Here is a 21,632-nt window from a genome sequence, read left to right on the forward strand (position 1 = left end):
TTCACGAAATCAGCGACCGGCCCGCCAGGTGCCGAACGGAGGCGAGATCATGCTTCAGAAAACCAGCCATTTCATGCGGCAGGCCAATCTCATCAATGGCGAATGGGTGCAGGCCGATTCAGGCCAGACGGTCGACGTCAACAATCCTGCCACCGGCCTCAAGATCGGCACGGTGCCGAAGTCGGGCAAGGCCGAGACCCGCCGCGCCATCGAAGCCGCCGACGCGGCCTTCCAGACATGGCGCAAGACCACCGCGCTCGAACGCTCGAAGCTGTTGCGCAAGCTGCACGACGCGATGATGGATAATCAGGACGTGTTGGCCGAACTGCTGACCATCGAGCAGGGCAAGTCGCTGTTCGAATCGAAGGGCGAGATCGGCTCGGCCGCGTCCTACATATTGTGGTTCGCCGAAGAAGGCCGCCGCACCTATGGCGACGTCGTGCCGTCGCCTTGGGCGGACCGCCGTATCCTGGTGACCAAGGAGCCGGTCGGCGTCATCGCCGCCATCACGCCATGGAATTTCCCGTCCTCGATGCTGGCCCGCAAGCTCGGTCCGGCGCTTGCCGCCGGCTGTACCGCCGTGGTCAAGCCGGCGTCGCAGACGCCTTACTCCGGCCTTGCCTGGGGCGCGCTTGCCGAGGAAGTCGGCTTCCCTAAAGGCGTAATCAATATCCTGACCGGCGCCGCCGGTGAGATCGGCGACGAGATCTGCGCCAACCCGCTGGTCAAGAAGATCACCTTCACCGGCTCGACGGAGGTCGGCAAGATCCTGATCCAGAAGTCGTCGGTGACGGTCAAGAAAGTGTCGATGGAGCTCGGCGGCAACGCGCCGTTCATCGTCTTCGATGACGCCGATCTCGAGCGGGCCGTCGCCGGCGCCATCACCGCCAAGTACCGCAATTCCGGCCAGACCTGCGTCTGCACCAACCGCTTCCTGGTGCAGGCCGGCATCTACGACCAGTTTGTCGAAAAGCTGGCTGCTGCGAGCAACGGGCTGAAGGTCGGTTCCGGCCTCGAGGAAGGCGTCCAGCAGGGACCGCTGATCGACGAAAAGGCGGTGGAGAAGGTCGAGGAGCTGATTGCCGACGCTACTGCCAAGGGCGGCAAGGTCGTCGCCGGCGGCAAGCGCCACGCGCTCGGCGGCTCGTTCTTCCAGCCGACGGTGATCGCCAATGCGACGCCGAAGATGCGCTTCATGAAGGAAGAAATCTTCGGCCCGGTGGCGCCGGTATTCAAGTTCGAAACCGAGGAAGAGGCCGTGGCACTCGCCAACGACACCGAGTTCGGGCTGGCCTGCTACTTCTACACCGGCGATCTCGGCCGCGCCTTCCGGGTCATGGAAGGGCTGAAATACGGCATGGTCGGCGTCAATGAAGGGCTCATCACCACCCCTGAAGCGCCGTTCGGCGGCGTCAAGGAATCGGGCCTCGGCAAGGAAGGCGGCCATCAGGGCATCGAGGATTATCTCGACACCAAATATGTCTGCATCGGCGGACTTGGTCTCTAGAAGCCTGATGCGGTAATACCGAAAACGATCCTGGGCCGCTTCGAAAGGCCAGGCTGGCATCGATCAATGAACTTGCGAGCATGGCAATGAAGGACGGCGAGGTTTTCGGCACGACGCAGGCGGGCGAGGCCGTCCGCCGCTTCACCATCCGTGGAGGCGGCCTCACCGCCAACATCATCGGGCTGGGTGCGATCATCCAGGATCTGCGTCTGGCCGGGCACGACGCGCCGCTGGTGCTCGGCTATGATCGTTTCGAGCACTATGAGACGGACACCGCCTTCTTCGGCACCGTCGTCGGGCGCTATGCCAACCGTATCCGCGACGGCCGCTTCACGCTTGCCGGCAAACGCTATCAGACCGAGCGCAATTTCCTCGAAAAGCACACGCTGCATGGCGGTTCGCAAGGTTTTTCGCGCCGGGCCTGGGCGGTTTCGCTGCATGGCAGGGATTTTGTCACGCTGACCCTGCACGACCCCGACGGCACGATGGGCTTTCCCGGCGCGCTCGACGTGACCTGCACCTACCGGCTCAAGATCCCCGGCACGCTCAGCGTCGAACTGACCGCCACCTGCGAGGAGCCGACGCTCTGCAACCTCACCCAGCATTCCTATTTCAACCTGGATGACGGCGGCGCCGGCGACATTCTCGATCACCGGCTGATGCTGAATGCCGGCGCCTATCTGCCGGTCGACGCGGATCTCATTCCGACAGGCACGGTAAAGCCGGTCGACGGCACGCCTTTCGACTTTCGCCAGGCGCGGCCGCTGCGCATGGAGACCGAGGGCGAACAGCTCCCCTATGACCAGAATTTCTGCCTCGCCTCAACGCGCGGGCCGCTGAAGCAGGCGTCGTGGGCGCAAGGCGCGAATTCCGGCGTCGAGATGGAGCTCTGGACGACCGAGCCGGGCGTCCAGCTCTATACCGGCCAGTATCTGGCGCCGTCCTCGCCTGGACTGGGCGGACGCCATTACAAGGCGTTTTCGGGCTTTTGCCTGGAGCCGCAAATCTGGCCGGATGCGCCGAACCGGCCGTATTTCCCGCAAGCCACGCTGTGGCCCGGGCAGATCTACCATCACGTGACCGAATACCGGTTCAGGCTGCCTTAGGGCGGGACCCCCCGGAAACCGGCATGGTTTTGCTGCGCTGACCTCCGGTTCGGAAAGGGTCATGCAAAATTCAAAGTGTTATAGCGTCCTTTGCGCGTCCAATGACGCGCGGCGCACTGGAGTCAAAACGCAATCACTCTGAACGACCGACTTCGAACTCTCTTGGACCTTTGACGCCGAGAGCCCTGACGACGCAAGTTGACCCTTATCCGACATTCGGGCTCTCATGCAGCAAAGTACACAGACCTGAAAAGCTGTCTTTCAGGGGCGGCGGCAATGGCATCAACCTGCGACCTGCTGTAAGCTTGGAAAGCGGGTAACAATCCGCGAAGGATTGGGGGATGGAACGTCATCTCGCAGCCGTCCTGATTGCCGATGTCGTCGGCTATGGCCGCTTGAGCCAGATCGACGACGAGGGTACGCGTGCGCTTTTCCGAACCGACCTGAACGAAGTATTCAAGCCAAGGATCGCTGCGCACCATGGTCGACTGGTGAAAACCATGGGAGATGGGATGTTGGTCGAGTTCCACAGTGTGGTCGACGCCCTACGCTGCGCGGTCGAAATCCAGCAACAGAAGGCGGAGGTGAACGTTTTCACGCAGCCAGAACGGCGGCTTGATTTCCGCATCGGCATCAATCTGGGCGATGTTATCGTTGAGGGTGACGACATCCACGGTGACGCGGTGAACATCGCCGATCGGCTGCAAGGGCTGGCGGAACCTGGAGGAATCGCGATTTCCGCCACCGCCTGCGACCATGTGAGGGGAAAGGTGCCGATCGGCTTTGCCTCACTCGGCGTGCAGAAAATGAAAAGTATCGCCGAACCGGTTCGCGTGTACCGCGTCTTGATCGACCCTGCTACTGCGGGCAAGATCGTCGGTGCCAAACCACGCCTTTCTTCCGGCGACGACAGTAAGCCGCCGGTAATTGCGGTTTTGCCGTTCGAAAACCTGAGCGCCGACGACGGCTGGACGCGGCTGGCAGACGGCCTGTCGGCCGACATGATCGGCGACCTAGCGCGCTATCCCGACCTTGCGGTCATTTCGCGCCAGACCATGCAGTCCTATCGGGGACGGGCGAGCGACACACGCTCGGTCGGACGGGAACTGAACGCCGATTACCTGCTGGAAGGCACCCTCCAGGCGATCGGACAGCGTGTCCGCGTCGCGGTGCAGCTGGTCGACACCCGGACCGGAGCCAACCTTTGGTCGGCGCGGTTCGACGAGTCGACCGATGATTTTTTTCTCATGCAGGACAGCATCACACAGAACGTTATCAACGCCCTGGCAGGCACTTTCGGCAAGCTCGCCAATCTCGGGCGTGAGGTGGCTCGGCGGAAGCCTCCCTCGAGCCTGGGTGCTTACGACTGCTATCTACTCGGGGTGGAACTGCACGACAGATTCACGACCGATGCGAGGGCAGAAGCCATACGCATGCTGTCCCGCGCCGTGGAACTCGACCCCGGCTTCGCGCGGGCCTGGATGACGTTGGGATTGGCACATGCGGTCGATGCCTTCAATGCCTTCACGCCAGATTCAGCCGCTTCGGTCGAGCGCTGGCGAGAATGCGTGGAAAAGGCTCTGGCGCTCGACCCTACCGATCCGATGACGCGCCTTTACATGGGCGCTCTCCGCGCCATTGACGGCGATATCAGCGGGGCCGCAGAGGAATACGACCGGGCGCTGGCCCTGGCACCCAATGACGCCGATGTGCTGTCGATGCTCGCCTCAAGCCGAGCTCTCGTGTGTGGAAATCCGGAAGAAGGCTGTGCTCTCGCCGAACGGGCGTTTCGCCTCAATCCGCAGGCTCCGAGTTGGTACTACGCGCAGCTCGCCCGGGCGCGGTTCGTCGCCGGTCGCTATGCCGACAGTCTGTCGTCGCTGTGCCAAAGTCCGCCGGATATTCCCGTCACTCTGATGTTCCGTGCCCTGTGCCACGCGCTGCTCGAAGAGTCGGCGCAGGCGCAGTCGATCGCCAGGCGGATTGCCGTCGAGTTTCCAAGGTTCACCGTCGAGAACTTCATCCGAACCTATCCCGTCACCAATCCTCTGGCCCTCGCTGCGATTAAGGAAGGGGCTCGTCGCGCAGGCATAGCGTAGAGCCGAAAACGGTGCCTAGCTGAGGAGGGGGACGCGCTTCCTGGATATGCCACTTGGTAAGCCGGGCCTCGCTTCCGGCACAGGCTGAAGGTCTGCTTCGTAGCGTTAACTGGGCGCTGGCGTGACCCCTGCTAAGCTTCCGCTCATGGCGCTCTGTGCTGATTCCCGCCGACTAATTCAAACGGCAAGTTCCGCCCATCTGGGCCATTGGCGGCAGCCAGTCTGATTGAGTTTTGACCCTAATCCTCAAACGCCGCCCTCAACGTTTCGAACGTCGCAAACACGCCCAATGCAGCGCCCTCGGGATTGTTGGTCGGTGGCAGAGCTTCAGCTATCCGGCGCACCAAGGTCGTCTCAGAACCGGCTGGAGCGTTCTTTCGGCTGAGGCGACTTCAAGCCGTGACAGGAGCATTCCGGATCAGCGGGAAGTCGCGCGGCGGTCTCCAGCGCGACCCGCGAGGCTGTCATGGAGAGACTGGGCAGCACGTCCTCCTGCAGCAATTTCTGGCGATTGCGATCCATGTAGTCGTTGAAGCCCGCCGTCACGAACGCGCAAGGCACGAAACACGCGCCGATCTCGCGCGACAAGGTCGCCTCAGGGGCGATGGAATGGTTGAGTACATCCGCCCCCATGCCCCGATACGCCAAGGCTTCGGCAGGCGTTGTCAGCCGCGGCCCATAACAATGGGCAGCCACCAACTGCTGTTCGATGCCATAAACGCGGCATTCGGCTGGCCAATGACGGCGGGCCGTTTCGACCAGAACCGCCGCACATCTTGGACACACGATTTGCTTGCCCGAACAGTCAAAGCTCTGGCGGTCAGGAAGCAGTGAAAACGGGGTCTGCGTCAGTTCGATGATATCGGCAGTCACCACCATGTCGCCCGGCTGGATCGCCTTGTTGACGGCGCCTACGGTCGAGCAGGCGAGAACTTGCCGTACACCCGCCCGCATCAATACCCAGAACGCGCGGCGATGGCAGGAATGGTCGATACGGTCGCGGGGATTGCCGTGCGAATACATGCACAGCGCGCGTTTTGCTCTCCCTTCGGCTGTGATCGACGCATCGAACTCGAGCAGCTTCCAGTTGTCGGTGCGACCGAAAGGTGTTTCAAAACTCATGTCGCGCCGCAAGGTGCGCACACCATCGAATTCGATATCTTCCGGGAAGGCAAGCCCCCAGTTTGCCGATCCGGTGATGATGGCCAACCCTACCTGAGGGATGTCCGTCGAATGATCCGTCAGATCGTCGGCCGCGTGGTGATTGGTGGGCATGTTTCCAGTCTCGGTCAGGATTTTTGGCGAAGGGTCACAATCAGGACCACGGCCACGACGATGACGGTCCACAATGTCGAGATCGCCGCAATGGTCGGATCGATCTGATCGCGCAGCGACAGGAACATAAGCTTCGGCATCGTGCTGTTGCGACCGCTTGCGATGAAGATCGAAATCACAGACTCGTCGAGCGAAGTCAGGAACGCCATCAATGTCGCTGACAGCAAGCTGATCCGAAGTTGCGGAACGATTATTCCGCCAATGGCCCTGGCCCAGTTTGCACCGAGGCTGCGCGCCGCCTGAACCTGGTTCCAGTCAAAGCGAGCGAGAGCGGGTAGCAACACGATGCAGGCGACCGGAACGGCCAGCACCACATGTCCGACCAGCACACCGAATAGCGTTCCGATCAGATGTTGTGCGGCCAACACGAAGAAGAGACCGATCGCAAGCAGGATTCCTGGGGTGATCGAGGGGGTCAGCAGGACGCTCTGGATGGCCGCAGCGGTCTTTCCGCCCAGCCGATTCATTGAAATGCAGGCGAGCAGCGCAAATGGCACCGCGATCAACGCCGTTAATGTGCCAAGGATCAAACTCGTTCTGAGCGCGGCCATCCACGTTGCCGAGCCGAAGAAGTTCTCGTACCAGCGCAACGAGTAGGCGTGCGGCGGAAACTCGAGGAGATTCGACGCCGAAAAGGAAAGCGGCACCACCACGAGCGTCGGCAGCATCAGAAATGCCATGACAAGAGCGGCAAAGCTCCAGAGCAAGATGCGGGCGAGCCTGTTTTGCGGATAGGCTTCAAGCATGGGAGGCTTCCACGGTGTTCTGGGCCACCAGGCGGCGTGCCGCCAGCAACATCACACCGATCAGCGCCATAAGAACGAGGAGCAGAATGCCCAGGACGCTCGCCGACCCCCAGTCCTGAAAGGTCGATAGTGTACGCTCGATCCGGGTAGAGAGAGGATTTACCTTGCCGCCGCCAAGCACCGCCGGCGTGATGAAAAAACCTATGGCGTAGATGAGGACGATAATCGAACCCGAGAAGATGCCGCCCGCCGAAAGCGGCATAATGACTGTGCGGACGACCTGCCTGAGAGTGGCCCCCATGCTCGCTGCCGCGCGAATGAGATTTGGGTCGATATCGCGCATCGCAGCATAAACAGGCAGCAGAAAGAGCGGCAGCATGTAGTGAACCATGCCAATGAGCGTTCCCGTGAAGTTGTAGACCAGCGGCAATGGCTCCGCCGTCAGGCCTGAACCGGTCAAAGCCGCGTTGATCAGGCCGTCGCGCCGCAAGAGAACGAGCCAACCATAGGTACGCACCAGAATGGAGGTCCACAGCGGCAGCATGACGAACGCCATGAGCACGTTGGCCAGCCTTGGTCTGACGCTGGCCAGAGCCAGCGCCAGAGGGGTGCCGAGAACAATGCAGGCCGCCAGCGTACCCAAGGACAGTTCGAGGGTCGTGACGAGGGCCGACCATGTCAGTCCGCTCGAAAGGACCTTCTCGTAGTTGCCGACGGTGTACTCGCCCCCGGTGGTCAGGAAGGACTGCCGGATGATCCAAAGGATGGGCAGTATCGCCGCCAACCCAACGATGAACAGCGCCGGGAGCGAAAGTGAAAGAAAAAACCGCCGCTCGCGCCGCGCATCCGCCGCGAGCGCCGGGTCCCGGACGACGGTCACGCCATCGCTCCCGGTATCGCGTGAACCTTCGCTGCTGGTGCATATGCGGTCATCCGCTGACCGGCGGCAAGCTCGGCGCAGCCGCCGGCCAGCGCTGCCGGAATGCAGACAAGAACCTCTTGCCCGCCGTCAAGCGCCAGCGTCAAAAGCCAGTTCTCGCCGCGGAACGCTTTGGCGCGCAGTATTCCTTCGAGAGCCACTCCGTCTCCGCCGACGAGTTTCGCATCGAGATGGAAGCTTTCGGCGCGGATCATCAGAGTTTCGCGTGATGCTTCGGCGCCGTCGATTCTGCGCGCTGAGCCTGGGGCAACAATGTTAGCCTCGCCCATGAACTCAGCGACGAAGCGGGTCGATGGACGATCATAAATCCGCTGCGGCGTATCTATCTGCTGGATGCGGCCAGAGTTCATCACCGCAATCCGGTCAGACATAATCAGCGCTTCGCGCTGGTCGTGCGTCACATAGATCGTGGTGATCCGTAGATGATCATGCAGACGCCGGATCTCATACTGCATGGTCTCGCGCAGATTCTTGTCGAGCGCCGACAGCGGCTCGTCCATCAACATCACGCGCGGTTCGAAGACGATAGCCCGCGCCAACGCCACCCGTTGACGTTGGCCGCCGGATAGTGCGGCAACATTGCGCTCCGCCAGGCCATCCAGCTTCACCCGGGCCAAGGTATCGAGCGCCCGCTGACGTGCCTCCGCTCTCGGTACCTTGCGCAGCACCAGCGGATACGCGACGTTCGCCAGGACATTCATGTGGGGAAACAAGGCGTAATTCTGGAATACTATGCCGATGTCTCGTTTGTTGGGCGGCAGGCGGGTGATGTCTCGATCGCCCAAGAAAAGTTTACCGGAATCCGGCCGGACAAAACCAGCCAGAGCCATGAGTAACGTGGTCTTGCCCGATCCCGATGGCCCTAGCAGCGTGAGGAATTCGCCAGCCTGAATGTCGAGCGAAACATCATCCAGTGCGACGTAGGACCCATAAGCCTTGTGCACGCTTTCGACGGTGATCGCGAGCGACTTCATCATGTGCTCCAGCCTTAAAGCGCGTCGCGTTCGACTGGCTTCACGCGACGCGCTTTAGGTTTCTTGTTTTCATGCATGTCGTTGTCGCGCTGCACATTTTTGCGCGACATGCGTCAGAGCTGAGAGTCAGCGAGCCATCATTTCATCGAAGGCTCTTTGGGCAGCCTCGCCATTCTTGACCCACCATTCTGAATTGGAAAACACCGAAGTGCCAGCATTTTCAGGCGCGGTCGCAAGGGTCTTCAGACGGTCCTCGGGAATAAGGCCACCCTCATATGCCGCAGGATTGACTGGGCCGTAGGCAATGAAATCGGTCAGCTTGGCAACCCGCGCGGGCTGCGTCATCGCTGCGATGAGCTTCATCGCGGCTTCCTTGTTCGGCGCTCCCTTCGGCACCCCAAGACAGTCCGTGCCGATGACCGAACCCTTGAACGTGTAGTCAGCCGCGCCGCCATCTGCTTTCACGGTTTGGGCGCGTCCGTTCCAGGTAATGACCAAATCCGCCTCACCGTCTTTCAGCAACTGCGCGGACTGGGCGCCCGAGGTCCACCACACGGCGACATCTGGTTTGATCGCTTCAAGCCGCTTGATGGCGCGCTCTAGCCCTTCCGGGGTGCTGAGCACGGAATAGACGTCCGCCGGTGCCACGCCATCGGAGAGCAGCGCGATCTCGATCGAGTCTTGCGCATTGGCGCGCAACGCGCGACGGCCAGAAAATTTGGCAACATCCCAGAATTCCGCCCACGTCTTCGGCGGGTTCTCGCCATAGGTCTTGGTGTTCCACGACATGACGGTGCCATAGGAGTCAAACGGATAGCAGTAGTCGGACTTTGCACCCTCCGGCACGGATTTCGGATCGATGATCTTGTAGTCGAGTGGCTCCAGCAGCGATTGTGCGGCCGCCTGGGCACCTTCCGGTGAGCCCAGGTGAATGACGTCGGTCGTGACCGCACCCGAGGTGACCTGCATCTTCAAGGCGGCCAGGCCGTCGCTTAGGGTCTCCTCGCGGACGTCATAGCCAAGCTCTTTTGCAGCCGGGCCCCACATGGCCTCCTTCATGGCGTTACCATAATCGCCACCTGCGGTCGTGATGGTGACCGTCTGCGCATGAACGGGCAGGGCAGCCGAGATTGCGAATGCTGTTAAGGAAATGCGTAGCCAGGACATAGGTTCTCCTCCCCAACTTTATCAAACATCGCTCAAAAGAGCCATTATTTTGTAATCGTAACGTTACGATTGCATCTCAATGCACTGGAGTCAAGCTGCTTCCTACGGGAGTTTCGATTGACCGGGATGTCGAATTCGGTAACGTTATGGCGGTCAGCAAATCAGCCGGCGCTTTCGCAAATGAAGTCGGGCGAACAATGGCCAATCTAAAGCAGATCGCCGCGGAACTTTCCCTCTCGGTGACCACGGTTTCCCGCGCTCTGAAAGATGGACCGGAAGTGCAGCCCTCGACCATAGCCCGCGTCAAGGAGGCGGCTAAGCGGGTCGGCTATTTACCAAATCATCATGGTCGCGCGCTCAAAACCGGTCGAACGCAGACGCTGACGGCAGTACTCCCGATGGAAACACGAGACCATCTGTCCGATCTGTTGAAGCTTCCTTTAATCGAAGGCATGACGCTGGCGGCGCGGCAAGCCGGTTATAGTCTGTCCATCTATTCCACCACTCCCGACGACGATCCCGTTGAGAGTGTGCAGCGGCAGCTTCAGGCGCACAGCGCAGACGGCCTGGTCATCACGCGCCTGGTGTCGGCTGATCCGCGCGTCAAGCTGCTGCTGGATAGACGCATGCCGTTCGTCGCGTTTGGAAGAACCGACCTGGATATCGCGTATCCTTACGTCGATGTCGACAATGAACAGATTGCCTATGAGGCGACCCGGCGGCTCATGGATAAGGGCTGTCGACGTATTGCGCTGCAACTTCTCGTTCCGGAGGACCAGGCGAGTGCCACGCGTCTTTCCGGGTATGGAAGGGCAATGGCCGAGGCTGGCATTCCGATCGACCCATCGTTGATCGGTCATGGCATGTTCACCATGGAATCGAGCGCAGGCTGGTTCGATCGCTTGCTGGCGTCATCAGATCCGCCAACGGGCTTGGCGTGCGCCAACGAACTGGGCCTTCTGGGAGCGTTGCACGCTCTCGGCAAGTGGGGTCTCACACCAGGCCGCGACGTCCACATCGTCACCCGTGACAGCACGCGGCTGGCACGCTTCCTGCCGGCAAAGATCGGAGTTCATTCCGTGGATATGGCGGGTGTTGGACGCAAACTTATCGAAGTCCTGGAGAGCCGGATCATCAATCCGCTCGGGCCGGTGGAGACAGTCTTGGTGCAAGGCAGATTCGAGCCGGCCGAATAATCCGGGCTGCCCTCAGGAGGCCGCCTCGTCTTGAACCGGCCGGATCAGCGCCTTTGCGGCAGCTGCTCCCGCCGCCAGGATACGATCCGATAATTCCGTTCCTTCCACGGCGCGCGCGAGTTGAAGCGCGCCGATGAGCGTTGCAAACATGCCCAACGCAGCGCCCTCGGGATCGTTCGTCTGCGGCAGAGCTTCAGCTATCTGGCGCACCAGGGATTGAGCGCGCTTGGCATAGAGGGCTCGCGTTTCAGGCGGCTGCCGCGCGATTTCCGGCAACAACGCGGCCGAAGCGCAACCCTTTCCAGGATTGTCCCGGTGCTCGGCCGATAGATACGTCTCTATGGCCATTTCCGGACCGCCGGCGGCCAATGCTTCCTGCACTTCATGCGACTGCGCGTCCAAGGCCGCCGCCACGCTTTCACGGACGAGCTCCGCCTTCGACTGGAAGTGCGGATAGAAGGCGCCGTTCGTCAGCCCGGCGTCGCTCATAATGGTTGCCAGCCCGGACGCCGCGATGCCGTCAGATCGAAAACGTTCGGCGGCGACCTCCATGATCCGGCTGCGTGACGCGTCTTTTCGGCCCTTTTCGTAGCGCATGGTCTTTCTTTCCTGTCCTGCTATTGCATTATGCTCATAATCTGATATTACGATCATAAGTCAATTCGTGGAAATAAGCTAGACCTCTCGAACCTGGAACATCAAAATGAATGGGAATTCTGAAAAGACCGCAATCGTGACCGGGGCCTCCTCGGGCATCGGCCGCGCCAGCGCCGAGGCCTTGGCGCGGGCGGGTTTCACTGTCTTCGGGACAAGTCGCCGCAAGACCAGTAATGGTCCGGGCGGAGTGACCATGCTGGCATGCGACGTGACCGATGATGCGGCCGTCAATGCGCTCGTTGCCAACGTGCTCGCGCAGACCGGCCGGATCGACCTCCTGGTCAACAATGCCGGTGTCGGTCTGCTAGGAGGCGCCGAGGAATCCTCGGTCGCACAGGTACAAGCCCTGTTCGACGTCAATCTGTTCGGCGTCATGCGAATGACCAATGCGGTGTTGCCGTCGATGCGGCGGCGCGGCGAAGGGCGCATCATCAATATCGGCTCCATTCTGGGACTGGTACCCGCGCCATACTCAGCTCATTACTCGGCGGTCAAGCACGCGCTCGAAGGCTATTCGGAATCGCTCGACCACGAGGTGCGCGCCTTCAACGTCCGCGTTTCCGTCATCGAGCCGGCATTCGTCCGCACCGTCTTCGACCAGAACGGCATCGAGCCGGATTCGCTGTTGAAGGAATACGATCGGGCTCGAGCCGGGCTCAAGGCGCTGCTGGGCGATGTGATGCCCAAAGCCGATCGGCCGGAAGTGGTGGCGGATGTGGTTGTCAAGGCAGCGACCGATGCCCGCCCGCGACGGCGCTGTACCGCTGGCAACGCAGCGCGCCAGGTCAGCCTGCTGCGCCGCTTTGCCCCCGCGGGGATTTTCGACAAGAGCCTGCGCAAGCAGTTCCGACTGCCGGTCTGAACAACGGCGAGCCAGAGGATTTCACGCACATGCGACTAGCAACTACGACACATTTGGCCAGGCCCTACGAAACGGAGGCGCCAAGCATGACACATAGATCCAATCGGTTGCCGCGTTCACCGGCGTTGTTCCAGGACGTGCCAACGCTCTCGATCGACGTCGGCGGCACAGCCTTTGCTTACAGGGAACTCGGGCCCAGGGCGGGCGTGCCGGTGATCCTGCTCAACCATCTGGCTGCTCAGCTGGACAATTTTGATCCGCGCATCGTCGATGGCCTCGCTGCGACCCGGCGGGTGATTGCCTTCGACAATCGCGGCATCGGTGCTTCGGGTGGCAAAACTCCGTCGACCATTTCCGGCATGGCGCGGGATGCGGTCGCCTTTGTCCGGGCGCTGGGGTTCGAAGAAGTCGATCTCTTCGGCTTTTCACTTGGCGGCTTCGTGGCGCAAGAGATTGTGCTGACCGAGCCCAAGCTTGTGCGCAAACTCATCCTGGCTGGCACGGGGCCGGCCGGTGGGCAAGGCATCGACAAGGTGACGCCGCTGACGATCGTGGACATGATCAAGGGCGCGCTGACTTTTCGGGATCCGAAGTACTATCTCTTCTTCACAAGAACGCCGAATGGGCGCCGCGCCGCAAACGCATTTCTGCAACGGCTGAAGGAGCGCCGGAATAACCGGGACAAGGCGATATCGCTGAGCGCGTTTGGCGCGCAACTCAAGGCGATCAAGGCCTACGGACTCCAGGCGCCACAAGACCTGAGCACCATCCGCATTCCCACTTTGGTTGCGAATGGCGACCAGGACAGGATGGTGCCGAGCAGCAATACCTACGATCTCGCCGGGCGTATCCCGGGGGCGCATCTGGTCATCTATCCGGATGCCGGGCATGGCGGGGTATTTCAGAACCACGCCGCTTTTGTCCCGAAGGCGCTGTCCTTCCTCGAGGCTGAGGCCTTGCCGCAGGGCGGCCATGCAGCTGAAAACGTTCGGCTTGTTTCGTCCCGAACAGCAACAGACATTCTTGGAAAGTAACTGCCATGAAGGCATTCGTTGTCGATAAGTATAATAAAAAGGGCGCCCTGCGGCTGGCCGAAATGCCGGAGCCGGAGCTCCAGGACAGCGATGTCTTGGTCGAGGTCCATGCCGCAGGGGTGAACCTGCTCGATTCCAAGGTCAAAACCGGAGAATTCAAGCTCATCCTGCCCTACCGCCGGCCCTTCATCCTGGGCCACGACGTGGCTGGGAAGGTTATCCGCGTAGGATCGCAAGTCAGCAAGTTCAAGGCCGGCGACGAGGTCTATGCGCGGCCGCGCGACGGCCGGATTGGGACATTCGCCGAATTCATTGCCGTGAATGAGGCCGACGTAGCGTTGAAGCCCGAGAATCTCAGTATGGAAGAGGCGGCGTCGATTCCCCTGGTCGGTCTCACCGCCTGGCAGACGCTCATCGAACGGGCAAACCTGAAGAAGGGACAGAAGGTCTTCATTCAGGCTGGTTCCGGCGGCGTCGGGACATTTGCTATTCAGTTGGCCAAGCACCTCGGCGCGACCGTTGCGACAACCGCGAGCGCGGCAAGTGCCGATCTGGTCAAAAGTCTCGGCGCCGATGTCGTCGTCGACTACAGGAAAGACGACTTCGAGAAAGTTCTGTCGGGCTACGATGTCGTCTTGAACAGCCAGGACGCCAAGACACTGGAAAAATCCCTGAGGGTGCTGAAACCGGGTGGCAAGCTCATCTCCATCTCCGGTCCACCGGATGCCGAATTTGCCAGGGAAAAGGGACTGAACTTGATGCTGAGGCTGGTGCTGCGCTTCCTGAGTCGCGGAATTCGGGCCAAAGCCAAGCGCCGCGGCGTGCAGTTTTCGTTCCTGTTCATGTGGGCGCAGGGCGATCAGCTGAGCAAAATCACCGCTCTCATCGAAGCCGGCGCGATCCGCCCGGTTGTGGATCGGGTCTTTCCATTCGAAGCGACCAATGACGCCCTGGCCTATGTCGAAACAGGACGCGCCAAGGGCAAGGTCGTCATCAAGGTCAGATAGCGGGTGCCTCGAACGCAGCCTTGAGCGTCTCGAACGGCGCCAGGGCGCCGCGCACCTGCACGACGGCGGCGGCGACGCGATGAGCGCGCAGCACGGCTTTTGCCGGGGCATGGCCGGCAAGGCGGGCGGCGAGGTAGGCGCCGTTGAAGGAGTCGCCGGCGCCGGTGGTGTCGACCGGGGTGGCGACGTGTACCGCCGGCACCGATTGCGAGGTTCCGTTTTGCGCGATCAGCGCCGGTTCCTCGCCGTTCTTGACGACGACTTCGCCGACCAGCTTTCGCAGCCGTTCAGCTGTTTTCTGCGGTGTTGTATCACCAAACAGCATCTGCTCGTCGGGAAAGGTCGGTAGCGCGATGTCGGCGACGGCGAGCGCCTCGAGGATCGCGGCCTGCGCTTCCTCGCTTTGGCGCCACAGCCTCGGCCGGTAATTGGGGTCGAAGGCAATCAGCGAGCCGGCCGCGCGCGCCTTGGCCACGGCCGTCAGCAGTACCTTGCGTGGAGCCTCGTCGAGGATTGCCAAAGTTATACCGGAAAAATAGACAAGCGCTTGGTTTTCAAGGCTTTTCTGCAATGCGGCTGGGTCCGAAGCCAACTGCCTTGCGGCCGCATCGGCCCGCCAATAGGTGAAAGAACGTTCGGCGCCGGTCAGCGTGATCGCATAGAGGCCGGGGCGCGCGCCCGCTATCACCGGGCTGGCGCCGATGCCGATGCCGTTCTCGGCCAGGAACTTGATCTGGTCGCGTGAGAACGGGTCGTCGCCGAAGGCCGACACATAGGTCGCCGGCCGCTCGCCGCTCAAGGCATGCAGCGCCCATAACGTGTTGAACGTGTCGCCGGCAAAGCCCATGCGCCAGTTCGGCCCGGCCTGGCCCGAAAGCTCGAGCATGCACTCGCCGATCGAGGCGATGCCGTTTCCTGCCATGAAGCACTCCTCCATCCTGCAATTGCGGTGCTGTAGCTTTTTGCAGCCGGCAGCGCCATGCTTGGCGACGGCGGATTCTTGCACTGGGCTCGATTTCCCACAGGGGCGTGGGACGCGATCTGCCCAGCGAAACGTTATCCGCAGAACAGGAATGGGTTTGGCATCGTTATGGCGTTATCTTCTTGGAGGCCTCGGCCTGGCTGCCTTGCTCGCCGGCGTGCTGGCAATCGTCTATCTGACGGCGCCGCATGCACCCCAACCAAGTTCGGACGTCGGCCGTTCCAAGACGACGGCGAACAAGCTGTTCGTGGCGACTTTCGAGCCCGAGAAAGGCGTCATCCGGCAGGGCGAACTGGAATCCTGGCTGCTCACGCTCAAAACCGTCGAGGGTGCGCCGGTGGAAGGTGCTGCGATAACGATTTCCGGCGGCATGCCGCAGCACAAGCACGGTCTGCCGACCAGCCCGCAGGCGACCGATTACCTCGGCGCGGGGCGCTATCGCATCGACGGCGTCAAATTCACGATGAGCGGGTGGTGGCAATTGCATTTTGCCATTTCCGCTGCGGCCGGTTCGGACACTGTCGTCTTCAATGTGGTGCTGTGAGCCACTGATGAGCCGGTTTCCCAGTCTTCTCGCGTTGGTGGTGGTGGCCCTGCTTGCCGGCTGCGGCAGACCGGAGTTTTCCGATGCCGAAAAGCAGACCATCGCCTCGCTGGCACTATCCAAGCTGCCGCCGCTGAAGCCCGACACCACCAATCGCTTCGCCGATGTGCCGGCCGCCGCGGCACTCGGCTCGACGCTGTTCTTCGACACCGGGATGAGCGGCGACGGCACGGTATCGTGCTCGACCTGCCACAAGATCGACCGCCAATTCCAGGACGACTTGCCGCAAGCGGTCGCCGTCGGCCGCACCAACCGTCGTACCATGCCGTTGGCCGGCGTCGCGCATGATCCCTGGTTCTTCTGGGACGGGCGGCGCGACAGCCTGTGGGCGCAAGCGCTGACACCGCTCGAAAATCCGCTGGAGCAGGCCGGCAACCGCGCCGCCTTCGCGCATTACATCAAGGCCCGCTTCGGCGAGCGCTACGAGCGCATCTTCGGGCCGCTGCCGGACCTTTCGGGCGTGCCGGCCAATGCCGGCCCGCTCGGCACCGATGCCGAGAAGGCGGCCTGGAACGCCATGCCCGCCAGTCAAGCCGAGGAGGTCAACCGCGTCTTTGCCAACATCGGCAAGGCGATCGCCGCCTTCGAGCGCTCGATCGCGCCGCCGCAGACACGCTTCGACCGCTTCGCCATCGACCTGGCTGCGGGCGCCGAGCCGAAAGGCGACGCCGCCTTTTCGCCGGAGGAAATCCTCGGCCTGAAGCTGTTCATCGGCAAGGCCAATTGCGTGACCTGCCATAACGGCCCGCGTTTTACCGACGGCAGCTTCCACAACACCGGCGTGCCGCCGGTCGCGGGCCTGCCGCCGGATCGCGGCCGCGTCGACGCGGTGGCGCAGGTCGAGGCCGATCCGTTCAACTGTTTCGGCGCCTTTCGCGACGGCGATGCCAGCGCCTGCCGCGAGTTGCGCTTCATGGTCAAGACCGGGCCGGAACTCGTCCGCGCCTACAAGACGCCGTCGCTGCGGGGTGCCGCCACCCGGCCGCCCTACATGCACGCCGGGCAGTTTTCCTCCCTCGACGAGGTGGTGGCGCATTATTCGAAGGCACCGGCAAGCGTCGAGGGCACATCCGAGATCCACCCGCTGCAGCTTTCGGACCGCGAACGCGCGGCGCTGGTGGCGTTTTTGAAGACACTGGCGGAGTGAGGGTGGCGGGACAACAACAGCGCTCTCCTACCGATCCTTCACCGTCTCCATCGCGACAAACGTCGAGGTCTGGGCAACGTGCGGCAGGGCGGAGATGCGCTCGCCGAGTACGCGGCGGTAGGCGGCGATGTCGGTGGTGCGGACCTTCAGCAGGTAGTCGAAGCTCGATGCCATCATGTGGCACTGCTCGATCTCCGGCACCGCCTGCACGGCGCGGTTGAAGGCGTCGAGCGCGGCCGAGCGGGTGTCGGACAGTTTCACCTGGACGAAGGCGACATGGCCTTCGCCCATGCGCTCACGGTCGATGATCGCCTGGTAGCCCCTGATGAAGCCGTCCTTCTCCAGCCGTTTGACTCGTGCCTGCACCGGCGTCTTCGACAGGCCGACTTTCGCCGCCAGTTCCGACATGGAAAGCCGGCCATTGCTGCCCAGAGCCGACAGGATGTTCCTGTCGATGCGGTCCAATTGGTCTTCCGTCACTGAATTCCTGGTCGAATTGGAGGTGATCAGTCCTAATGATAGATCGATCGATCTGTTCTGTCGACTTCTTTGGACCGACTGCAATCCCTACTTATGTTAGCTTGCGCCGTTCGGTCCGGTGACCGTCGGCCCGCTCCCTTATGCTCGCTCTACAGGACCGCCATGCCAGCGCTCGATACCATCCGCCAGCAGATCCGTGCCAATTATTTGCCCGACGAAGACCAGGCGGTGAAGCGGCTGGCCGAGGCGGCCGGGCTGTCCGCGCAAGACCGCAAGGCGATTTCGGCGCGTGCCGCCGATCTGGTGCGCGCGGTGCGCGGCTCGTCCGATCCGCGGCTGATGGAGGTGTTCCTGTCCGCCTATGGCCTGTCGACCAAGGAGGGCGTGGCGCTGATGTGCCTGGCCGAGGCGCTGCTGCGCGTGCCAGACACCGAGACGATGGACGACCTTATCGCCGACAAGATCGCGCCGCACGACTGGTCGGCGCATGCGGGCGGCTCGAGCTCGATCTTCATCAATGCGTCGACCTGGGCGCTGATGCTGACCGGCCGCGTGCTCGACGAGGGCGAGGGCGGCATCGAAGGCACGCTGCGCGCCATGGTGCGCCGGCTTGGCGAGCCGGTCATCCGCAAGGCCGTCGCCGCCGCCATGCGCGAAATGGGCGAGCAGTTCGTGCTCGGCCGTACCATTGCCGAGGCGGTCAGGCGCGGCCGACCGATGATGCAGAAGGGCTATCTCTATTCTTTCGACATGCTGGGCGAGGCGGCCCGCACCGAGGCCGACGCGCTGCGCTACCTCAAGGCATATGCCGATGCCATCTCTTCGCTCGATGCCGGCGCCAACGGCCCCGACATCCGCCAGAACCACGGCATCTCGGTAAAACTGTCTGCGCTGCATCCGCGCTATGAAGTGACGCAGAAGGAAAAGATGCTGCCCGTCATGGCCGAGCGGCTGTTGTCGCTGGCGCTGGCGGCGCGCCATTCGCGCATGGGCCTCAACATCGACGCCGAGGAAGCCGACCGCCTCGATTTGTCGCTCGACGTCATCGAGCGGGTGCTGGCCGAACCGGAGCTTACCGGCTGGAACGGTTTTGGCGTCGTCGTGCAGGCCTATGGCCCGCGCGCGGCCTTCGTCATCGACTGGCTCTACGAGCTGGCGAGGAAATACGACCGCAGCATCATGGTGCGGCTGGTCAAGGGTGCCTATTGGGACACCGAGATCAAGCGGGCGCAGACGCTCGGGCTCGACGGCTATCCGGTTTTTACCCGCAAGGCCAACACCGACGTCTCCTACCTGGCCTGCGCCAAGAAGCTGTTGGCGATGACCGACCGCATCTATCCGCAATTCGCCACCCACAACGCCCACACCGTCGCCGCGATTCTGTCGATGACGACGGAGCGCGATACGTTCGAGTTCCAGCGGCTGCATGGCATGGGCGAGGCGCTGCATGAGACGGTGCGGCGGGCCGAAGGCACGCGCTGCCGCATCTATGCGCCGGTCGGTGCTCATTCCGACCTGCTCGCCTATCTGGTCCGCCGGCTGCTCGAAAACGGCGCCAATTCCTCCTTTGTCCACCAGCTCACCGACGAGGAAGTCGAGCCCGAGGACATTGCCCGCGACCCGCTCGAAACGGTGGAGAAACAAGGTCCCGCCGCCAATCCAGCGATCGTGCCGCCGTCGGCAATCTTCGGTCCAGGCCGGCGCAATTCCAAGGGCTTCGATATCACCGACACGCTGACGCTGGCTGCGATCGACAAGGCGAGGGCCGAGTTCGCCGGGCCGGAGCGCTGGCACGCCAAGCCGGTCAGCCGCGCGGCCGGCTACGGCAAGCAGCGTCCGGTCGTCAATCCAGCAAAACCTTCGGAAGTGGTCGGCACGGTCAGCGAGGCCGGCGCCAAGCAGGTCGAGACCGCCGTGCGCATCGCCGTCGAGGCACAACCGGCATGGGCAAGACGGCCGGTCGCCGAGCGCGCTGCCATCCTCAACCGGGCGGCCGATCTCTACGAAGCAAACGCCGTCGAGTTCTTTGCACTCTCCGCCCGCGAGGCCGGCAAATCGCTCGCCGACGGCGTCGCCGAAGTGCGCGAGGCGGTCGATTTCCTGCGCTACTATGCGGCTGAGGCCGCCAATGCCGAGGCGGGCACCGAGGCGCGCGGCGCCATCGCCTGCATCTCGCCGTGGAATTTTCCGCTCGCCATCTTCACCGGGCAGATCGCGGCGGCACTCGTCACCGGTAATTCGGTGATCGCCAAGCCGGCCGAACAGACGCCGCTGATCGCCTTCCGCGCTGTCCAGTTGCTGCGCGAGGCCGGCGTGCCGGAGGATGTCATCCAGCTTCTGCCCGGCGACGGCCCCTCGGTCGGCGGCCCGCTGACCGCTGACCCGCGCATTGCCGGCGTCTGCTTCACCGGCTCGACCGAGGTCGCCAAGCTGATCGAAAAGCAGCTCGCCGACACCGCCGCGCCCGACGCCATGCTGATCGCCGAGACCGGCGGCCTGAACGCCATGATTGTCGATTCCACTGCGCTGCCCGAACAGGCGGTGCGCGACATCCTGGCCTCCGCCTTCCAGAGTGCCGGCCAGCGCTGCTCGGCATTGCGCATTCTCTACGTGCAGAAGGACGTCGAGAAGAAGATGCTTGAGATGCTGAAAGGCGCGATGGAAGCGCTCAGCCTCGGCGACCCGTGGCGGATATCGACCGATGTCGGTCCGGTCATCGATGACGAGGCGCAAGCGTCGATCCGTGACTATTGCACCAAAATGGGCCTGCAGGGCCGGCTGATCGCCAAGCTCGAAGCGCCGAAGGACGGCCGCTTCGTTGCGCCGCACGTCTTTCGGGTCAAGGGCATCGAGGAGTTGGAGCGCGAGGTGTTCGGGCCGGTGCTGCATGTCGCCACCTTCGATGCCGACGAGATTGATGCGGTGATCGCGGCGATCAACCGCAAGGGCTATGGCCTGACCTTCGGCCTGCACACCCGCATCGAAGGCCGCGCCCAGCATTTCGTCGATGGCATCCATGCCGGCAACATCTACGTCAACCGCAACCAGATCGGCGCCGTCGTCGGCGCGCAGCCGTTCGGCGGCGAGAGCCTTTCCGGCACCGGGCCGAAGGCCGGCGGCCCACATTATCTTCGACGCTTCCGCAAGGGACCGGAGGCCGGCACCCATCTTGCCGAAGGCCGCAAGGTGACTGCGACCGAGCTCGCCGACAATCTGCCGGACCCGGCGCTTGGCGGCTGGTCGACGCGTCCGGATCGTGTCGCCATCCTGAGGAAACATCTGCGCGGCAAGGGTGCCGCCGCCATCGGCACCGCCGCCGCCATCGATTTCGGCCAGGTCGACCTGCCCGGGCCGACCGGCGAGGCCAACACGCTGTCGCTGTCGCCGCGCGGGCGCGTGCTGTGCCTCGGTCCCGACGCGGATACGCTGCTTGCGCAGACGATCCAGGCGCTGGCCGCCGGCAATGCCGTGCTCGCCGTCGCACCCGGCGCGCCGGCAGCGCTGTCGGCGCTGACCGGCAAGGGCCTGCCGCTGGCGGCCATCGACGGCCGGCCCGGCCCGGTCGAAGCGCGCTCGCTGCGGGTCGATGTCGTGGCCTTTTCCGGCACGCCCGAGGCCGCGCGCATCGTGCGCAAGGTCATCGCCGAGCGCGCCGGCCCGATCGTGCCGCTGATCAGCGAAGTCTATTATCCGGCCGCCTACGCCCACGAGCGCGCCGTCTGCGTCGACACCACGGCGGCGGGCGGCAATGCCAGCCTGCTGGCCGCTGCGTAGGTTTCGCCAGGGTTC

18 protein-coding genes are annotated in these 21,632 nt (G+C 62.7%); 10 read left to right on the top strand and 8 right to left on the bottom strand.

Features of this window, described 5'->3' with window-relative positions:
* Nucleotides 1-49 precede the first annotated feature (49 nt).
* The 3 genes from NKI72_RS08720 (at nucleotide 50) to NKI72_RS08730 (ending at nucleotide 4,712) form a co-directional block, all read left to right on the top strand.
* Nucleotides 50-1,507 carry an NAD-dependent succinate-semialdehyde dehydrogenase gene (locus tag NKI72_RS08720; RefSeq protein WP_352749015.1) on the top strand — a complete coding sequence of 486 codons (1,458 nt, stop codon included), beginning with the start codon at nucleotides 50-52 and terminating at the stop codon, nucleotides 1,505-1,507.
* 80 nt (nucleotides 1,508-1,587) lie between these two features.
* Nucleotides 1,588-2,613 (top strand): aldose epimerase family protein, encoded by a 1,026-nt coding sequence (locus tag NKI72_RS08725; RefSeq protein ID WP_352816948.1) that lies wholly within the window; start codon nucleotides 1,588-1,590, stop codon nucleotides 2,611-2,613.
* A gap of 341 nt (nucleotides 2,614-2,954) precedes the next feature.
* Nucleotides 2,955-4,712, top strand: coding sequence for an adenylate/guanylate cyclase domain-containing protein (locus tag NKI72_RS08730; RefSeq protein ID WP_352831016.1), 1,758 nt, complete (start codon nucleotides 2,955-2,957; stop codon nucleotides 4,710-4,712).
* A gap of 354 nt (nucleotides 4,713-5,066) precedes the next feature.
* On the opposite strand, the gene NKI72_RS08735 is transcribed toward NKI72_RS08730, so the two are convergent.
* From NKI72_RS08735 to NKI72_RS08755, 5 genes are all read right to left on the bottom strand, one after another.
* Entirely contained in the window at nucleotides 5,067-5,987 is a 921-nt protein-coding gene (locus NKI72_RS08735) for a phosphorylase family protein (RefSeq protein ID WP_352500914.1), read from the bottom strand.
* 14 nt (nucleotides 5,988-6,001) lie between these two features.
* A complete protein-coding gene (locus NKI72_RS08740; RefSeq protein WP_352804038.1) occupies nucleotides 6,002-6,793 on the bottom strand; it encodes an ABC transporter permease in 792 nt (263 codons plus the stop codon).
* Nucleotides 6,786-7,673, bottom strand: coding sequence for an ABC transporter permease (locus NKI72_RS08745; RefSeq protein ID WP_352816942.1), 888 nt, complete (start codon nucleotides 7,671-7,673; stop codon nucleotides 6,786-6,788). The genes NKI72_RS08740 and NKI72_RS08745 overlap by 8 nt, the downstream gene beginning before the upstream one ends.
* Nucleotides 7,670-8,707, bottom strand: a complete 1,038-nt coding sequence (locus NKI72_RS08750; protein ID WP_352816939.1) for an ABC transporter ATP-binding protein — start codon at nucleotides 8,705-8,707, stop codon at nucleotides 7,670-7,672. Before NKI72_RS08750 ends, NKI72_RS08745 begins: the two co-directional genes overlap by 4 nt.
* A gap of 126 nt (nucleotides 8,708-8,833) precedes the next feature.
* Nucleotides 8,834-9,874 (bottom strand): ABC transporter substrate-binding protein, encoded by a 1,041-nt coding sequence (locus NKI72_RS08755; protein WP_023676450.1) that lies wholly within the window; start codon nucleotides 9,872-9,874, stop codon nucleotides 8,834-8,836.
* Between the two features lie 146 nt (nucleotides 9,875-10,020).
* On the opposite strand from NKI72_RS08755, the gene NKI72_RS08760 reads away from it, so the two are divergent.
* Nucleotides 10,021-11,070, top strand: a complete 1,050-nt coding sequence (locus tag NKI72_RS08760; RefSeq protein WP_352831014.1) for a LacI family DNA-binding transcriptional regulator — start codon at nucleotides 10,021-10,023, stop codon at nucleotides 11,068-11,070.
* Between the two features lie 12 nt (nucleotides 11,071-11,082).
* On the opposite strand, the gene NKI72_RS08765 is transcribed toward NKI72_RS08760, so the two are convergent.
* Nucleotides 11,083-11,667, bottom strand: a complete 585-nt coding sequence (locus NKI72_RS08765) for a TetR/AcrR family transcriptional regulator (RefSeq protein ID WP_352685094.1) — start codon at nucleotides 11,665-11,667, stop codon at nucleotides 11,083-11,085.
* A gap of 106 nt (nucleotides 11,668-11,773) precedes the next feature.
* Between NKI72_RS08765 and NKI72_RS08770 the strand changes: the two genes are divergently transcribed.
* The 3 genes from NKI72_RS08770 (at nucleotide 11,774) to NKI72_RS08780 (ending at nucleotide 14,630) form a co-directional block, all read left to right on the top strand.
* On the top strand, nucleotides 11,774-12,589 hold the full coding sequence (locus tag NKI72_RS08770) for an oxidoreductase (RefSeq protein ID WP_352831012.1): 816 nt from the start codon (nucleotides 11,774-11,776) through the stop codon (nucleotides 12,587-12,589).
* An 86-nt stretch (nucleotides 12,590-12,675) separates the two neighbouring features.
* On the top strand, nucleotides 12,676-13,623 hold the full coding sequence (locus NKI72_RS08775) for an alpha/beta fold hydrolase (RefSeq protein WP_352831010.1): 948 nt from the start codon (nucleotides 12,676-12,678) through the stop codon (nucleotides 13,621-13,623).
* A 5-nt stretch (nucleotides 13,624-13,628) separates the two neighbouring features.
* Nucleotides 13,629-14,630, top strand: coding sequence for an NADP-dependent oxidoreductase (locus NKI72_RS08780; RefSeq protein ID WP_352685087.1), 1,002 nt, complete (start codon nucleotides 13,629-13,631; stop codon nucleotides 14,628-14,630).
* On the opposite strand, the gene NKI72_RS08785 is transcribed toward NKI72_RS08780, so the two are convergent.
* Nucleotides 14,623-15,552 (bottom strand): sugar kinase, encoded by a 930-nt coding sequence (locus NKI72_RS08785; protein WP_352850052.1) that lies wholly within the window; start codon nucleotides 15,550-15,552, stop codon nucleotides 14,623-14,625. The genes NKI72_RS08780 and NKI72_RS08785 overlap by 8 nt on opposite strands.
* Nucleotides 15,553-15,709: 157 nt before the next feature.
* On the opposite strand from NKI72_RS08785, the gene NKI72_RS08790 reads away from it, so the two are divergent.
* Both NKI72_RS08790 and NKI72_RS08795 read left to right on the top strand, forming a co-directional pair.
* Nucleotides 15,710-16,156, top strand: a complete 447-nt coding sequence (locus NKI72_RS08790) for a FixH family protein (protein ID WP_352470464.1) — start codon at nucleotides 15,710-15,712, stop codon at nucleotides 16,154-16,156.
* Between the two features lie 7 nt (nucleotides 16,157-16,163).
* Entirely contained in the window at nucleotides 16,164-17,363 is a 1,200-nt protein-coding gene (locus tag NKI72_RS08795) for a cytochrome-c peroxidase (RefSeq protein ID WP_352816925.1), read from the top strand.
* Nucleotides 17,364-17,390: 27 nt separating this feature from the next.
* On the opposite strand, the gene NKI72_RS08800 is transcribed toward NKI72_RS08795, so the two are convergent.
* Nucleotides 17,391-17,843 (bottom strand): Lrp/AsnC family transcriptional regulator, encoded by a 453-nt coding sequence (locus NKI72_RS08800; RefSeq protein ID WP_023676441.1) that lies wholly within the window; start codon nucleotides 17,841-17,843, stop codon nucleotides 17,391-17,393.
* A gap of 162 nt (nucleotides 17,844-18,005) precedes the next feature.
* Between NKI72_RS08800 and putA the strand changes: the two genes are divergently transcribed.
* Nucleotides 18,006-21,617 (top strand): bifunctional proline dehydrogenase/L-glutamate gamma-semialdehyde dehydrogenase PutA, encoded by a 3,612-nt coding sequence (gene putA / locus NKI72_RS08805; protein WP_352850053.1) that lies wholly within the window; start codon nucleotides 18,006-18,008, stop codon nucleotides 21,615-21,617.
* Nucleotides 21,618-21,632 lie beyond the last annotated feature (15 nt).

Origin of the sequence: Mesorhizobium sp. M0437, assembly GCF_040321335.1 — a bacterium.
Taxonomy (GTDB): Bacteria; Pseudomonadota; Alphaproteobacteria; order Rhizobiales; family Rhizobiaceae; genus Mesorhizobium.

What these genes read in the sequence shown, in the direction of transcription:
- NKI72_RS08720 (WP_352749015.1), top strand. Translation starts at nt 50, where the DNA reads ATGCTTCAGAAAACCAGCCATTTCATGCGGCAGGCCAATCTCATCAAT.
- NKI72_RS08725 (WP_352816948.1), top strand. Translation starts at nt 1,588, where the DNA reads ATGGCAATGAAGGACGGCGAGGTTTTCGGCACGACGCAGGCGGGCGAG.
- NKI72_RS08730 (WP_352831016.1), top strand. Translation starts at nt 2,955, where the DNA reads ATGGAACGTCATCTCGCAGCCGTCCTGATTGCCGATGTCGTCGGCTAT.
- NKI72_RS08735 (WP_352500914.1), bottom strand. Translation starts at nt 5,987, where the DNA reads ATGCCCACCAATCACCACGCGGCCGACGATCTGACGGATCATTCGACG.
- NKI72_RS08740 (WP_352804038.1), bottom strand. Translation starts at nt 6,793, where the DNA reads ATGCTTGAAGCCTATCCGCAAAACAGGCTCGCCCGCATCTTGCTCTGG.
- NKI72_RS08750 (WP_352816939.1), bottom strand. Translation starts at nt 8,707, where the DNA reads ATGAAGTCGCTCGCGATCACCGTCGAAAGCGTGCACAAGGCTTATGGG.
- NKI72_RS08755 (WP_023676450.1), bottom strand. Translation starts at nt 9,874, where the DNA reads ATGTCCTGGCTACGCATTTCCTTAACAGCATTCGCAATCTCGGCTGCC.
- NKI72_RS08760 (WP_352831014.1), top strand. Translation starts at nt 10,021, where the DNA reads ATGGCGGTCAGCAAATCAGCCGGCGCTTTCGCAAATGAAGTCGGGCGA.
- NKI72_RS08765 (WP_352685094.1), bottom strand. Translation starts at nt 11,667, where the DNA reads ATGCGCTACGAAAAGGGCCGAAAAGACGCGTCACGCAGCCGGATCATG.
- NKI72_RS08770 (WP_352831012.1), top strand. Translation starts at nt 11,774, where the DNA reads ATGAATGGGAATTCTGAAAAGACCGCAATCGTGACCGGGGCCTCCTCG.
- NKI72_RS08775 (WP_352831010.1), top strand. Translation starts at nt 12,676, where the DNA reads ATGACACATAGATCCAATCGGTTGCCGCGTTCACCGGCGTTGTTCCAG.
- NKI72_RS08780 (WP_352685087.1), top strand. Translation starts at nt 13,629, where the DNA reads ATGAAGGCATTCGTTGTCGATAAGTATAATAAAAAGGGCGCCCTGCGG.
- NKI72_RS08785 (WP_352850052.1), bottom strand. Translation starts at nt 15,552, where the DNA reads ATGGCAGGAAACGGCATCGCCTCGATCGGCGAGTGCATGCTCGAGCTT.
- NKI72_RS08795 (WP_352816925.1), top strand. Translation starts at nt 16,164, where the DNA reads ATGAGCCGGTTTCCCAGTCTTCTCGCGTTGGTGGTGGTGGCCCTGCTT.
- putA (WP_352850053.1), top strand. Translation starts at nt 18,006, where the DNA reads ATGCCAGCGCTCGATACCATCCGCCAGCAGATCCGTGCCAATTATTTG.